We start from the raw sequence: 13,914 nt of genomic DNA, 5'->3' as shown, positions 1-13,914 counted from the left end.
GGGGGGGGGGGGGGGGCCGCCCGGGGGGGGTGGGGGCGGGGGGGTGGGGGGGGGGGCCCCCCCCCCCCCCGGGGGGGGGGGGGCGGGGGGGGGGGGCCCCCCCCCGGGGGGGGGGGGCCCCCCCCCCCCCCACGTCTCCGTGCGTCTCCGGCGTCTTCGGCGTCTTCGGCGTCTTCGGCGTCTCCGTGCGGCTACTGCCGCTGGGCCGTCGGGCCGACGGGCCTGCCGGTTCCGTCGCCGTCCGACCCGGGGTCGGTGCCGCCTCCGCCGTCGGGCGGGTCGATCGAGGGCGGCGGGGACGGCTCCCGGGTCGTCGGCTCCTCGGTGGGCGTCGGCGGGGTGGTGGCCGGGTCGCTCGTCGCGGTCGGCGGGGTGGTGGCGGGCTCGGTCGTCGGCGTGGCCGTGGTGCTCGGCGTGGCCGTGGTCGGCTCGTCCGTCGGCTCCTCGGGGGCCTCGCTGGTGGCGGTGGGCTCCGGGGCCGGCTCGACCGCGTCCGTACCGTCGGTCTCCAGGTCGAACCGCGCGTCGGAGCCGCCGTCCAGGGCGCGGGTCGTGTACTCGCCCCAGATCCGGGCGGGCGTACGGCCGCCGTTGGCGCGGCCCGGGTTGATGGTGTTGGTCAGGGTGACCTGGTTGCCCCTGGCGTCCTCGCCGAAGAGGGCGACGGCGGTGACGAGTTCGGGGGTGTAGCCGACGAACCAGGCGGAGCGGTTGTTCTCGGAGGTGCCGGTCTTGCCGGCGGCGGCGTAGTTCCCGGCGGCGCGGGTGCCGGAGCCGCTGCGCACGACGCCGGTCATGGCCTTGGTGGCGGTGTCGGCGGCCTCGCGGGTGATGACCTGGCCGCCGATCGGGTCCGGGGTCCGGACCGTGCGGTCCCGGTGCTCGGCGGACTTCACCAGGGTCGGGGAGACCCGCTTGCCGTGGTTGTCGAGGGTGGCGTAGACGCCGGCCATGTCCAGGGTCGAGGCGTTCATGACGCCGAGGGAGATGGCGGGGGCCTCGGGGAAGTCCTTGCCGTCCTTCATGCCGAGGGCCAGGGCGGTCTTCTTCACCTTGTCCGGGCCGACGTCGACGATCATCTGGGCGTAGACCGAGTTGATCGAGCTGTTGGTGGCCCGCTGGACGGTGACGGGGCCGTAGTCGTCGTCGTCCTCGTTCTCCGGGGCGAAGGGGATGTCGCTGCCCACGACCTCGCGCTTGCTGGTGCCGTCGTAGATCGTGCCGAGGCCGATGTGCCGTCCGTCCTGGGTCTTCGCGTGGTTCTCGATCGCGGAGGCGAGGACGAGCGGCTTGAAGGTGGAGGCGGGCTGGTAGTCGCGGCGGGTCGCGTTGGAGATCCAGTGCTCGGTGGCGCCGACGCCGCCGTACATCGCGACGACCGCGCCGGTCTTCGGGTCGACGGAGGTGGCGCCGGCCTGGACGACGGCGTGCTTCTTGTCGCCCTTGCGGTCGAGCTCGGACTCCAGTTCCTCGTCCACGGCCGCGACGAGGTCCTTCTGCTTCTTCTCGTCGATGTTGAGGGTGATCGTCCAGCCGCCGGCCTTGATGTCCTCCTCGCTGACGCCCTGGCGCATCAGCTCCTGGTTGGCGGCCTCGACGATGTAGCCGGTCTGGCCCTCCATGCCGGGCAGGGGCCTGGGCTTCTGCGGCACGGGGAACTTCGTGCCGGCGCGCTCGGACGGCGACAGCCAGCCCTCCTCGACCATGTTGTCGAGGACGTAGTTCCAGCGCTCCTCGACGAGCTTGCGGCCGGTGGCGTTCGCGGCGGTCCAGTCGTACTGGTTGGGGGCCTGGAGCAGGGCGGCGAGGTAGGCGCCCTGGGCGGTGGTGAGCCGGGAGGCGTCGACGCCGTAGTACGAGCGGGCGGCGGCCTGGACGCCGTAGGCGCTGCGCCCGTAGTAGCTGGTGTTCATGTATCCGGCGAGGATCGCGTTCTTGCTCATGTTCTCATCGACCTTGATGGCGATGACCATTTCCTTGAGCTTGCGGGTCGCCGTCTGGTCCTGGCTCAGGTAGTAGTTCTTGACGTACTGCTGGGTGATGGTCGAGCCGCCCTGCTTGCCCTTGCCGGTGAGGGTGGACCAGGCGGCGCGGGTGGTGCCCTTGATGTCGACGCCGTGGTCCTTGTAGAAGCTCTTGTTCTCGGCGGCGACGAACGCCTGCTGGACCTTCTGCGGGATCTTGTCGAGGCCGACGATCTCGCGGTTGATCTCGCCGGTGCGGGCGAGGATCTTGCCGTTGGCGTACTTGTAGATGTTGCTCTGCATCGTCGCCTCGGCGTTGGCCGTCGGCACCGGGACCATGAGGTAGACGACGTACAGGGCGCCCATGCCGAGCAGGCAGCACACGAAGAAGGTGCCCAGGAGCTTCTTCCAGGAGAAGAGCCGGCGTATGCCGCTCTTCTTCGCCTTGCCCGTGTCAGGTCGGCCCATGTGTCCCGTCGCTCCGCTCGTCGTGTGTCCCGGCGCTCCGGCGCGTGCCCGCGCGCGCCGGATCAGCTCAGCAAGCTAACACCGACAGGGCGGACAAAGGAGACCGATCACGTCTTTTCAGGACGTGAGAATCAGCACCCACGCCCAGAGGAACCGACGCCCACGCGCTTCGAACGGTTGCGTGAAGAGGACATTCCGCTTGTCGCGCGGCGCTATACATCGCGCGTATACACGCCGTGTACAGTGACCGGCATGTCCATCGGTCACACCCTCCTCGGGCTCCTGGAGTCCGGCCCGCGCCACGGCTACGACCTCAAGCGCGCCTTCGACGACAGATTCGGCCACGACCGGCCGCTCCACTACGGCCAGGTCTACTCGACCATGTCCCGGCTCCTGAAGAACGGCCTCGTGGTCGTCGACGGCGTCGAGGCGGGCGGCGGCCCCGAGCGGAAGCGGTACGCCATCACCGAGGCCGGCATCACCGACGTCGCCCAGTGGCTCGCGACCCCCGAGAAGCCGGAGCCGTACCTCCAGTCCACGCTCTACACCAAGGTCGTCCTCGCCCTGCTGACCGGACGCGGGGCCGACGGCATCCTCGACACCCAGCGCTCCGAGCACCTGCGCCTGATGCGCGAGCTCACCCGGCGCAAGAAGGACGGCGACCTCGCCGACCAGCTCATCTGCGACCACGCCCTGTTCCACCTGGAGGCGGACCTGCGCTGGCTGGAGCTGACCGCCGCCCGGCTCGACCGGCTCGCCGAGGAGGTCCGCCGATGACCACGCGCCTCCCGGGACACGCGGAGAGGACGGCCCGCCGATGACCTCCGCACCCCTCCTGAGGGCCACCGGCCTCGACAAGGCCTACGGGCCGACCCCGGCGCTCGCGGGCGCCGACTTCGCGCTGCGGGCCGGCGAGGTCGTCGCCGTCATGGGCCCCTCCGGCTCCGGCAAGTCCACGCTGCTGCACTGCCTGGCCGGGATCGTCCGCCCCGACGCCGGCACCATCGCCTACGACGGGCGCGAACTCACCGCGCTCTCCGACCGCGCGCGCAGCTCCCTGCGCCGCACCGACTTCGGCTTCGTCCTCCAGTTCGGCCGGCTCGTCCCCGAGCTGACCTGCGTGGAGAACGTGGCCCTCCCGCTGCGTCTCAACGGCGAGAAGCGCAAGGCCGCCGAAGCCAGGGCCGTCGAGTGGCTCGCCCGCCTGGAGGTCGACACGGTCGCGGCCAAGCGCCCCGGCGAGATATCCGGCGGCCAGGGCCAGCGCGTCGCCGTCGCCCGCGCGCTCGTCACCGCCCCCCGGGTGATCTTCGCCGACGAGCCGACCGGCGCCCTCGACTCCCTCAACGGCGAACGGGTCATGAGCCTGCTCACCGAGGCGTCCCGGGACACCGGCGCCGCCGTCGTCCTCGTCACCCACGAGGCCAGGGTCGCCGCCTACTCGGACCGCGAGATCGTCGTGCGCGACGGGCGCGTGCGGGACGCGGAGTGGGCGGCATGAAGCTCCGCGCCCGGGCCCGCGACCTGGCCCTCGGCGCCCGGTTCGCCGTCACCGGCGGGCGTCCCGGTCTGCTGCGCACCCTGCTGACCGCGACCGGCGTCGGCTTCGGCGTGGCGCTGCTGCTGCTCGCCGCCTCCCTGCCGAACATGCTCGCCCAGCGGGAGGTGCGGGAGGCGGTCCGCGCCGTCGACGGGAGCCGGGAGATCACCGCCCCCGGGCCCCACACCTTTCTCCACTTCGACCGGGCCACCGTCTACCGGGACGACGTCGTCTCCGGGCTGCTGCTGCAACCCGACGGCGACGCGCCCCCGCTCCCCCCCGGGCGCGACCGCGTTCCCCCGGCTCGGCGAGATGCTGGTCTCCCCCGCGCTCCGCGACCTGCTCGACTCCCCCGAGGGCGCCCTGCTCAGGGAGCGGCTCCCCTACGAGGTGGCCGGGACCCTCGGCAAGGACGGGCTCATCGGCCCGGCCGACCTGCGGTACGTCGCCCACGTCGACTTCCTCGACACCAGCAACCTCGACGGGCGCGGCGAACGCTTCGGCTGGTCGGTGCCCGAGGAGCCGATGAACGCCTTCCTGCTCCTCCTCGTGGTCGTCGCCTGCGTCGTCCTGCTCCTGCCCGTGCTCGTCTTCGTCGCGACCGCCGTCCGCTTCGGCGGCGAGCAGCGCGACCGGCGGCTCGCGGCGTTCCGGCTGGTCGGCGCGGACGTCCCCATGACCCGGCGGATCGCGGCCGGCGAGTCCCTCGCGGGCGCGCTCCTCGGCCTCCTGGTCGGTGCCGGACTCTTCGCGGCGGCCCGGCGGTTCGCCGGCTCCTTCACCCTCTGGGACGTCAACGCCTTCCCCTCCGACGTCGTGCCGCTGCCCGCCCTCGCCGCCCTCGCCCTCGTGACCGTCCCGGTCGCCTCGGTCGTGGTCACCCTCGTCGCGCTGCGCGGGGTGGCGATCGAACCGCTCGGCGTCGTCCGGGCCGCCGCGCCGCGCCGCCGCCGGCTGTGGTGGCGGCTGCTGCTCCTGGCGGCGGGCGCCGCCCTGCTCGCCCCGCTCATGGGCCGGGTGTCGGTGACCGAGACCAGCATCGACACCGTGCCCGTCGTGACCGGCACCGCCCTCTTCCTGATCGGCCTGACCACCCTCCTGCCCTGGCTGGTCGAGGCCGGGGTGAAGCGGCTGCACGCGGGCCCGGTGGCCTGGCAGCTCGCCGTCCGCAGGCTCCAGTTGAGCAGCGGCACGGCGGCCCGCGCGGTCAGCGGCATCGTCGTCGCGGCCACCGGCGCCATCGCGCTCCAGATGCTCTTCCAGGCGATGGAGAAGGACTTCACGCTGCCGACCGGCGCGGACTCGTCCCGCGCCCAGATCGCCGTCGGCTTCCACGGGAAGACCTCCGACGAGGCCCGCGCCGTCACGGCCCGCTTCGCGCGGACCGAGGGCGTCGCCGAGGCGATGGCCGTCGTCGAGGCGCACGTGTGGCGGCCCGGCCCGCTGGAGAAGGGCAGGGACTTCGCCCCGATGGCCCCGCTCAGGGTCGGCGACTGCCCCTCCCTCCGGGAGTTCGCCACCCTGCCCTCCTGCCGGGACGGCGACGTCTTCGTCCTCCTCGCGCACGGCGCGCAGGGCGGCCCGGACGACGCGCGGATCACCGAGGTCGCGCGGGCGGGCGCCACGGTCGCCCTGCGCGACCCGCACCCGCCGGAGGACGGGCCGGAGCGCCCCGCGGACGGCCCGCTGCCGCAGTGGCGGATCCCCGCGGGCGCGAAGACCGTGGACTCCCGCCCCGACCCGACGGGCATGTACCAGTACGGCGTCCTCGCCACCCCGTCGGCGATCGACACCGGCCTGCTCGGCGAGTCCTACGCGCAGAACATGATCCGGCTCGACCCGGCCGTGCCCGACGCGGCCGACCGCGCGCGGAACACGGCGGCGGCGATCGACCCGACCGCCTGGGTGAAGGACCTGAAGGAGACCGAGCGCGACGCGGCCTTCTCCAGCGTCCGCACCGGCATCCTCGTCGGCTCCGCCCTGACGATGCTCCTGGTGGCGGCCTCGCTCCTGGTCACGACCCTGGAGCAGCTCAGGGACCGCAAGCGGCTGCTCTCCTCGCTCGTCGCCTTCGGCACCCGCCGCTCCACCCTGGCCCTGTCGGTGCTGTGGCAGACGGCGGTGCCGATCGCCCTCGGCCTCGCGCTCGCCGTGGCGGGCGGGCTCGGCCTCGGGGTCGTCCTGCTGAAGACGGGCGGGCAACCGGTCCAGGACTGGTGGGTGTTCCTGCCCGTGGTCGGCATCGGCGCCGCCCTGATCGCGCTGGTGACGCTGGTGAGCATGCCGGCCCTGTGGCGGCTGATGCGCGCGGACGGGCTGCGCACGGAGTAACCCGTCGATCGCGTGTACGTGCGCGGGCGGCGGTTCCCGATGCCGGGGGGCTTCGGGAACCGCCGCCCACCACCCGTACCCGATGCCGGGGAGCCTCAGGAACCGCCGCCCACCACCCGTACCGGCAGTCCCCTCATCGCTCCCCGCAGCGCCTCCGCCAGTTCCTGGAACTCGGCCTGCCGGGCCGCGCCCGTCCGCATCGCGAGGGCGATCCGGCGCGAGGGGGCCGGTTCGGCGAAGAGACCGGTCCACAGGGCGGAGTTGCGGGCGGTCTCGACCGTGACGGCGGTGCGCGGCAGCAGGGTCACGCCGAGCCCCCCGGCGACGAGCTGGACCAGGGTGGCGAGGCCGGCCGCGGTGGTGGTGACCTCGGCGCCGTCCGAGCGCCCGGCCTCGCGGCAGATGTCGAGGGCCTGGTCGCGCAGGCAGTGCCCCTCGTCCAGGAGGAGCAGCCGGAGCTCCTTGAGCTCCTCGCGCGGGATGTCGTCCCGCCCGGCCAGCGGATGCCCGGCCGGGGTGACCAGGACGAAGTCCTCGTCGAACAGCGGGAGTTCGGTGACGCCCGGCACCCCGAGCGGTACGGCGAGCAGGAGCAGGTCCAGCCGTCCGGCCGCGAGCCCCTCCAGGAGCGAGGAGGTCTGCTCCTCGTGGACCTGGAGGTCGAGCTCCGGGTAGCGCCGGTGGACCAGGCGCAGGACGGTCGGCAGCAGATAGGGGGCGACGGTCGGGATCACCCCGAGCCGCAGCGCCCCGGTGAACGGGGCCCGGGCCGCCTCCGCCTCCTCCATCAGCCCGGCCACCGCGTCGAGGACCGTCCGGGCCCGCGCCGCGAGCCGCTCCCCCGCGGGCGAGAGCAGCACCTTCCGCGTCGTACGCTCGAGGAGCTGGACACCGAGTGCCTCTTCGAGTGCCGAAACCGCGCCCGAGAGCGCGGGCTGGCTCATGCCGATGGCCGCCGCCGCGTCGCGGAAGTGCAGATGCTCGGCGACCGCCGCGAACGCTCTGAGCTGGGAGAGGCTTGGCTGCTTGGTGCGGTGCGGGCCGTGCGGAGGGCTGTACGGGGATGCCACTGATAACCACCTTCGATCAACACGACCCACTCTAGCTATTTCCCTGATCAATGCACTCCGTGCCATGCTGGTGATCCGTCCAACCCCCATGGAAGCCCCCCAAAAAGGGCGCTTCCCCGCTGCAAGGAGAGCGCGTGCTCACTGTCGGTGACCAGTTCCCCACCTACGACCTGACCGCCTGCGTGTCGCTGGAGAGCGGCAAGGAGTTCGAGCAGATCGACCACAAGTCCTACGAGGGCAAGTGGCGCGTGGTGTTCTTCTGGCCGAAGGACTTCACCTTCGTCTGCCCGACCGAGATCGCCGCGTTCGGCAAGCTGAACGACGAGTTCGCGGACCGCGACGCCCAGATCCTCGGCGTCTCCGGCGACTCCGAGTTCGTGCACCACGCCTGGCGCAAGGACCACGACGACCTGCGCGACCTGCCCTTCCCGATGCTCGCGGACTCCAAGCACGACCTGATGCGGGACTGCGGCGTCGAGGGTGAGGACGGCTTCGCCCAGCGCGCCGTCTTCATCGTGGACCCGAACAACGAGATCCAGTTCACCATGGTGACCGCCGGCTCCGTCGGCCGTAACCCCAAGGAGGTCCTGCGGGTCCTGGACGCCCTGCAGACCGACGAGCTGTGCCCGTGCAACTGGAGCAAGGGCGAGACCACGCTCGACCCCGTCAAGCTCCTCTCGGGCGAGTGATCCGACATGGCTCTCGATGAACTCAAGGCCGCCATACCGGACTTCGCCAAGGACCTGAAGCTCAACCTGGGCTCGGTCATCGGCAACAGCGACCTCCCGCAGCAGCAGCTGTGGGGCACCGTCCTGGCCTGCGCGATCGCCTCGCGCTCGCCGAAGGTGCTCAGGGAGCTGGAGCCGGAGGCCCGGGAGAACCTGAAGCCCGAGGCGTACCAGGCCGCCAAGTCCGCCGCCGCGATCATGGCGATGAACAACGTCTTCTACCGGACCCGGCACCTGCTGTCGGACCCCGAGTACGGGACGCTGCGCGCCGGTCTGCGGATGAACGTCATCGGCAACCCGGGCGTGGAGAAGGTCGACTTCGAGCTGTGGTCGCTGGCCGTCTCCGCGATCAACGGCTGCGGCCAGTGCCTGGACTCGCACGAGCAGGTCCTGCGCCAGTCCGGTCTCGACCGCGCCACCATCCAGGAGGCCGTGAAGATCGCCGCCGTGATCCAGGCGGTCGGCGCCACCCTCGACGCGGAAGCGGTCCTCGCCGAGCAGGCCTGACCGCGGACCGTACGAGAAGGGCCCCGGGGCTTTCCGCCCCGGGGCCCTTCGGTCACTTCTTGAGCGCGGCCATCAGGGCGAGCAGGTCCTGGATCATCGGGACGTCGATCCCGGAGAGGTCGGCCGACGTCCCGGTGGAGACCATCTCCCCGTTCAGCATGTAGTCCTGGCTGAGGATGTCGATCTGGAACTCGGCCGGGCCGTCGAGGACCCGGAGCCGGCCCCCCTGCTCCCCCATGTCGTCGAAGAAGGCCTGCTCGCCGATGCCGTCGATCTTCTTCAGGAGATTGAACTGCTGTGCGCGGGCCTCGAACTCCGGCCCCGGGTCGACCGCCTTGTGCAGGGTGTACGTGATGTCGACGCTCTGCCCGCCCTCCTCCGCGCCGAAGCCGATCGAGCACGACACCTCGCTGATCGCCGGTTCGTCCACCACGGGGGACGACCCGGTGTCCCGCCGCTTGCCCAGGGCGTCGCCGAGCGCGTCGAGGCGCACCACCTCGCAGAGGTCGTCCACCTGCCGGTACCCCTGGAGATCGAGCCCCGCCGGCTCCTCCCGCTCGTACGCGTAGAGCCCGGCGCCCCAGACCGCCGAGGCCGCGACCGCGCCGCCGAGCGCCCACAGCCAGGGGCGGCGGGCCCGCGGCGGGCCGGGCGGCGGGGTCTCGGTGAGCACCTCGGACCTTTCGAAGTCCGCGCCGCCCACCAGCTCCGGTTCCGATATCACCCGTTCTCCCCCTTGCCCCGCGCCGAGCCGGGGGCCGGCGTCGGGGCCACTTCGTACGCGGTCGCCCCGCGCGGCTCCGGTGTGCTGCGCAGGGCCTGCTCGGTGCTGTACGCGCGCAGGTAGCCGACCGCCGTGTTGGTGACGGCGACCAGGGGGACGGCGACGACGGCGCCGCCGATGCCGGCGGTCAGACCGCCGGCGGCGACCGCGAGGACGACGGCCAGCGGGTGGACCCGCACCGCGCGGCCGAGGATGAACGGCTGGAGGACGTGGCCCTCGATCTGCTGCACGGCGAGGACGACGACGAGCACCATGAGGGCGGTGAACACCCCGTTGGTGACGAGGGCGACGACGACCGCGAGGGCTCCGGAGACCACGGCGCCGACCAGCGGGATGAAGGCGAAGAGGAAGATGAAGACGGCGAGCGGCACGGCCATCGGCACGTCGAGGAAGTAAAGGCCGATGCCGATGAAGACGGCGTCGATGAGGGCGACGAGGACCGTGCCCCGCACGTAGGCGGTGAGGGTGCGCCAGGCGCGCGGACCGGCGCCCGCGACGCCCGGGCGGGCCTGGGCGGGCACCAGCCTGAGCGTCCACTCCCAGACCTTCTTCCCGTCGTACAGCAGGAAGAGCGTCGAGAACATGGCGAGGAGGATGCCGGTCATCGTCTCGACGACGACCGTGACGCCCTGGAGGCCGACCTGGGTGATCTGCTCGGCGTTGGCGCCGACGGAGTCGCTGAGGTTCTGGGCGATGCCGTTGATCTGCTGCTCGGTCACGTGGAAGGGGCTGTTGAGGAGCCAGCGCTTGAGCTCCTCGATGCCGTCCTTGACCTGGTCGGACAGGTTGTCGATGTTGTCCATGACCTGCCAGACCACGAACCAGCCGACCAGGCCCATCACGACGAAGCCGGAGACGGCGGTGACGGCGGTGGCGAGGCCGCGGGGCAGGCCCCTGCGCCGCAGCATGGCCACGGTGGGCTGGAGCAGGGCGGTGACGAGGAGCGCGGCGACGAACGCGAGGACGACCAGCTGTACGGAGCTGATCACCTTCATCAGGACCCAGACGGTCCCGGCGAGGACGAGCAGGCGCCAGCCCGCCTCGGCGGCCACGCGCATCCCCCAGGGGATCGCGGCGGCGGGGTCGGGGCGCGCGGCGACGGCCGGCGCGTACGAGGGGGGCGCGGGGACGGAGAGGCCGGACTCGGCGGACGCACCGCTCCCGGAGGCGTCCCCCGGGTCCTCCTGGTCCGGGAGGGGCGCGGCGGTGTCCGGGTCGACCCCGGGCCGTGCGGGGACGGCCGCGCGGGGACGGTCCCCGGGTCTCCCGTACGGCAGGTCGAGCTCGTCGTCCCGCTCCGCCTCGGCCCGGCGCTCGTCGAGACGTCGCCCCGCGCGGCTCAGGCCCTCGCCCAGCCGGTTCAGCCACCCTGGCACTCTCGACATGTCGTTCCCTCTTCCCCCGCACTCTTCCCGATGGCTCCCCGGGTGCCCCTGGATCCCCGAACCTACACGTCCGCGCGCGAGAAGCCCCTCACCGCGGTGACGGGACGGTGGGGGCTGCCCGGGGTCGAGGAGGACTACCGGCTGATCCGGTCCATCGAGCGGGTCGGCCTCCACGAGGGGCGGTGCCCCTGACGGGGGGCGTCGGCGACGCGTCCGCCCGGACCCGTCACGACCGCGTATCCGTCACGGCCGCGGAAACGACGAAGCCGGGCGCCCCGGACCGGCCGCGTCTGTGCGCGACCGCTTCGGAACACCCGGCATCCGTGCCGCGACCCGCCCTCGGGCAGGTCGCGGACCACGTCTCAGTACCAGCGGTTGGCCTGCCAGAAGGACCAGGCGCCGCACGGGCTGCCGTAGCGGTCGTCCATGTAGTTGAGGCCCCACTTGATCTGGGTGGCGGGGTTGGTCTGCCAGTCGGCTCCGGCCGAGGCCATCTTGGTGCCCGGCAGGGCCTGGACGAGGCCGTAGGCGCCCGAAGAGGCGTTGGTCGCGCGGTAGTTCCAGCTGGACTCGTGGTCCACGATGTTGCTGAAGCACTGGAACTGCGCGGCCGGCACGATCTGGCGGGCGATCGCCTTGACCTCGGCGACGGTGTAGGAGCCCTGGGCGGTGAAGGACGAGATGTCGCGGGCCGAGGAACGGCTGGCGCGCTCGGCCTCCTCCTTCTCCTTGCGCTCCTTCTCGGCCTTGGCCTTCGCCTCGGCCTCGGCCTCGGCTTCGGCCTTGACGGCCGCTTCCTTCTTGGCCTCGGCGTCCTTGGCAGCGCGGACGCGGGCCGCTTCCTCCGCGGACTTCTTCGCGGCCGAGTCGGCCGCGGCGGCCTGCACGGAGGCCTGCTCCGCGAGGGACGAGACCTGCACCTGCGCCTGCTCGCCGGCGGGGATGTCCGCGAGCAGCGTGGTGTCGGCGGCGGTGGCCTCGAAGTTGTCGTCGGCGGGCTGCGCGGCATTGCCCGAGGCGACGCCGACGACGGCGCCGACGGTGGTGACCGCAGTGGCCGAAGCCACCGCGAATCCCCGGACCGAGATCCGGCTCACACGGTTTCCTTCCAGCATCGCCCGCACAGGTGACCACACGGGCGAAATCTTGCCCCTGGCACTGGTCTCCGACGTACGGGGTCACAGGAGACACGGGCCCGTGGTGCTGTGGGCGGCATACGGCGGACGGCTGTTGAGTTGTTCGCGGTGCGCTCCCCGGAGGGTGCACGGGTGCCGTATGCGGGGCCTGACGGAAGCAAGACTTTGCCGGACGACGATGCCGCAAGGCAATTCTGTGTTGCGTGTGAAAGCTCACATCGCGAAAGAGGCAGGTGTTTTGGCGGATGTTGCGGACACGGCGACGCCGCCCGGCTAAGCTCCTGCGCTCTGCCGGGCGGCGTCAACTTCCGCACCTGTACAGAAAGGTGCGAAACGGTCAGACCTGAACGTCCTCCAGCATCTCCGTGACGAGCGCGGCGATCGGGGAGCGCTCGGAGCGGGTGAGGGTGACGTGGGCGAAGAGCGGATGCCCCTTCAGTTTCTCGACCACGGCGACGACTCCGTCGTACCGGCCCACCCGGAGGTTGTCGCGCTGGGCGACGTCATGGGTGAGCACGACCCGCGAATTCGCCCCGATCCGGGACAGAACGGTCAGCAGGACGTTCCGCTCCAGGGACTGGGCCTCGTCCACGATGACGAAGGCGTCGTGAAGGGAGCGGCCCCGGATGTGGGTGAGGGGCAGGACCTCCAGCATCCCCCGGCCGAGCACCTCCTCGACGACCTCGCGGCTCGCGACCGAGGACAGCGTGTCGAAGACGGCCTGCGCCCACGGGCTCATCTTCTCGGCCTCGCTGCCCGGCAGGTAGCCGAGCTCCTGGCCGCCGACCGCGTACAGCGGGCGGAAGACCATCACCTTCTGGTGCTGACGGCGCTCCAGGACCGCCTCCAGGCCCGCGCAGAGGGCCAGCGCGGACTTGCCGGTGCCGGCCCGGCCGCCCATGGAGATGATGCCGACGTCCGGGTCGAGGAGCAGGTCGAGCGCGATCCGCTGCTCGGCGCTGCGGCCGCGAAGCCCGAAGGCCTCCCGGTCGCCCCGGACGAGCCGTACGTTCCCCTCGGCGGTGACCCGGCCGAGCGCCTTGCCGCGCTCGGACTGGAGCACCAGGCCCGTGTGGACCGGGAGCTCGGCGGCTTCCGGCACGTACAGCGTCTCCTGGTCGTAGAGCAGGTCCACCTGGTCGGCGGAGAGGGCGAGCTCGGACATCCCGGTCCAGCCGTTGGCGTCCGTGATGGCGAGCTCGGCCCGGTACTCCTCGGCGAGGAGCCCGACCGAGGAGGCCTTGATGCGCAGCGGCAGGTCCTTGGAGACGACCGTGACGTCGTACCCCTCGGCCTGGAGGTTGCGCGCGACCGCGAGGATCCGTGAGTCGTTGTCCCCCAACCGGTAGCCGGCGGGCAGGACGCCGGGGTCGGAGTGGTTGAGTTCGACACGCAGGGTGCCGCCCAGGTCCCCGACGGGGAGCGGGGCGTCGAGGCGTCCGTACCGGACCCGGAAGTCGTCGAGCAGGCGCAGGGCCTGCCGGGCGAAGTAGCCGAGCTCCGGATGGTGCCGCTTGGCCTCCAGCTCCGTGACCACGACGATCGGGAGCACCACTTCGTGCTCCTCGAAACGGGACACGGCGTTGGGGTCGGCCAGCAGGACGCTGGTGTCGAGAACATAGGTGCGCCGGTCGGAAAGGCGGCGCTTCGTGCTGGTCACCACGGAAGGACAGACCCCCTCTGAAGACCCTTGCGAGGTCGGGGCGCGACGGAACCGGTGTCGCTGCGGGATGGGACCGGGTTCAGGCCACGATGCACGGGCCGAACCACGGCCCTCCACGTCTCCCGTGCGTGTCCCGCACGGTCGTCCTGGTGCAAGGGGCCTCCCGGGTGGCGGTCTCCGTGCCGCTCACTTCACCAGGGATATGCCCTCGAACGACCTCGGCCATGCCAGGGCATATGACGACGTGTTCGTGAACACGAGGTGATCGGTTCCGACCGGGGGTGACGGGCCGGGTGACGGGCCGGACGGCGGACCGGGTGACGGATTCCGTATGACCC

The 13,914-nt window shown here is 72.1% G+C and carries 12 protein-coding genes; 6 read left to right on the top strand and 6 right to left on the bottom strand.

Translation table 11 applies throughout. The features are described from left to right. Positions 1 to 191 precede the first annotated feature (191 nt). Positions 192 to 2,432, bottom strand: coding sequence for a transglycosylase domain-containing protein (locus ACIP5O_RS14340; protein WP_401292688.1), 2,241 nt, complete (start codon positions 2,430 to 2,432; stop codon positions 192 to 194). A gap of 252 nt (positions 2,433 to 2,684) precedes the next feature. On the opposite strand from ACIP5O_RS14340, the gene ACIP5O_RS14335 reads away from it, so the two are divergent. From ACIP5O_RS14335 to ACIP5O_RS14325, 3 genes are all read left to right on the top strand, one after another. Then, positions 2,685 to 3,209, top strand: a complete 525-nt coding sequence (locus tag ACIP5O_RS14335) for a PadR family transcriptional regulator (protein WP_381397163.1) — start codon at positions 2,685 to 2,687, stop codon at positions 3,207 to 3,209. Between the two features lie 40 nt (positions 3,210 to 3,249). Continuing rightward, positions 3,250 to 3,933 carry an ABC transporter ATP-binding protein gene (locus ACIP5O_RS14330; RefSeq protein ID WP_401292684.1) on the top strand — a complete coding sequence of 228 codons (684 nt, stop codon included), beginning with the start codon at positions 3,250 to 3,252 and terminating at the stop codon, positions 3,931 to 3,933. Positions 3,934 to 4,284: 351 nt separating this feature from the next. Beyond that, positions 4,285 to 6,303 carry an FtsX-like permease family protein gene (locus tag ACIP5O_RS14325; RefSeq protein ID WP_401292682.1) on the top strand — a complete coding sequence of 673 codons (2,019 nt, stop codon included), beginning with the start codon at positions 4,285 to 4,287 and terminating at the stop codon, positions 6,301 to 6,303. 95 nt (positions 6,304 to 6,398) lie between these two features. On the opposite strand, the gene ACIP5O_RS14320 is transcribed toward ACIP5O_RS14325, so the two are convergent. Then, positions 6,399 to 7,373 (bottom strand): LysR substrate-binding domain-containing protein, encoded by a 975-nt coding sequence (locus tag ACIP5O_RS14320; protein ID WP_401292680.1) that lies wholly within the window; start codon positions 7,371 to 7,373, stop codon positions 6,399 to 6,401. Positions 7,374 to 7,507: 134 nt separating this feature from the next. Between ACIP5O_RS14320 and ACIP5O_RS14315 the strand changes: the two genes are divergently transcribed. Then, positions 7,508 to 8,062 carry a peroxiredoxin gene (locus tag ACIP5O_RS14315; protein WP_062752446.1) on the top strand — a complete coding sequence of 185 codons (555 nt, stop codon included), beginning with the start codon at positions 7,508 to 7,510 and terminating at the stop codon, positions 8,060 to 8,062. 6 nt (positions 8,063 to 8,068) lie between these two features. Further along, positions 8,069 to 8,608, top strand: coding sequence for an alkyl hydroperoxide reductase (locus ACIP5O_RS14310; protein ID WP_356541717.1), 540 nt, complete (start codon positions 8,069 to 8,071; stop codon positions 8,606 to 8,608). A gap of 52 nt (positions 8,609 to 8,660) precedes the next feature. On the opposite strand, the gene ACIP5O_RS14305 is transcribed toward ACIP5O_RS14310, so the two are convergent. Together ACIP5O_RS14305 and ACIP5O_RS14300 are read right to left on the bottom strand one after the other, a co-directional pair. Next, positions 8,661 to 9,332, bottom strand: coding sequence for a hypothetical protein (locus tag ACIP5O_RS14305; protein ID WP_401292677.1), 672 nt, complete (start codon positions 9,330 to 9,332; stop codon positions 8,661 to 8,663). Continuing rightward, a complete protein-coding gene (locus ACIP5O_RS14300; RefSeq protein ID WP_401292675.1) occupies positions 9,329 to 10,777 on the bottom strand; it encodes an AI-2E family transporter in 1,449 nt (482 codons plus the stop codon). Before ACIP5O_RS14300 ends, ACIP5O_RS14305 begins: the two co-directional genes overlap by 4 nt. Positions 10,778 to 10,819: 42 nt before the next feature. Here ACIP5O_RS14300 and ACIP5O_RS14295 point away from each other — a divergent pair, with 42 nt between their 5' ends. Beyond that, on the top strand, positions 10,820 to 10,969 hold the full coding sequence (locus ACIP5O_RS14295) for a hypothetical protein (RefSeq protein ID WP_401292673.1): 150 nt from the start codon (positions 10,820 to 10,822) through the stop codon (positions 10,967 to 10,969). A gap of 170 nt (positions 10,970 to 11,139) precedes the next feature. Here ACIP5O_RS14295 and ACIP5O_RS14290 read toward each other — a convergent pair whose 3' ends face one another. Then, positions 11,140 to 11,892, bottom strand: coding sequence for a transglycosylase SLT domain-containing protein (locus tag ACIP5O_RS14290; protein ID WP_401292671.1), 753 nt, complete (start codon positions 11,890 to 11,892; stop codon positions 11,140 to 11,142). Positions 11,893 to 12,250: 358 nt separating this feature from the next. Further along, positions 12,251 to 13,576, bottom strand: coding sequence for a PhoH family protein (locus tag ACIP5O_RS14285; protein WP_401292669.1), 1,326 nt, complete (start codon positions 13,574 to 13,576; stop codon positions 12,251 to 12,253). Positions 13,577 to 13,914: the final 338 nt, after the last annotated feature.

The sequence above is a fragment of the Streptomyces sp. NPDC088915 genome (genome assembly GCF_044749825.1).
Classification (GTDB): Bacteria; Actinomycetota; Actinomycetes; order Streptomycetales; family Streptomycetaceae; genus Streptomyces.
The sequence above is the reverse complement of the archived record's forward strand: the minus strand, read 5'-3'. Positions and strand labels throughout refer to the sequence as shown.

Bases quoted from the DNA above. Each gene is read 5' to 3' on its own strand.
- ACIP5O_RS14340 (WP_401292688.1), bottom strand. From the start codon at position 2,432: ATGGGCCGACCTGACACGGGCAAGGCGAAGAAGAGCGGCATACGCCGG.
- ACIP5O_RS14335 (WP_381397163.1), top strand. From the start codon at position 2,685: ATGTCCATCGGTCACACCCTCCTCGGGCTCCTGGAGTCCGGCCCGCGC.
- ACIP5O_RS14330 (WP_401292684.1), top strand. From the start codon at position 3,250: ATGACCTCCGCACCCCTCCTGAGGGCCACCGGCCTCGACAAGGCCTAC.
- ACIP5O_RS14325 (WP_401292682.1), top strand. From the start codon at position 4,285: ATGCTGGTCTCCCCCGCGCTCCGCGACCTGCTCGACTCCCCCGAGGGC.
- ACIP5O_RS14310 (WP_356541717.1), top strand. From the start codon at position 8,069: ATGGCTCTCGATGAACTCAAGGCCGCCATACCGGACTTCGCCAAGGAC.
- ACIP5O_RS14300 (WP_401292675.1), bottom strand. From the start codon at position 10,777: ATGTCGAGAGTGCCAGGGTGGCTGAACCGGCTGGGCGAGGGCCTGAGC.
- ACIP5O_RS14290 (WP_401292671.1), bottom strand. From the start codon at position 11,892: ATGCTGGAAGGAAACCGTGTGAGCCGGATCTCGGTCCGGGGATTCGCG.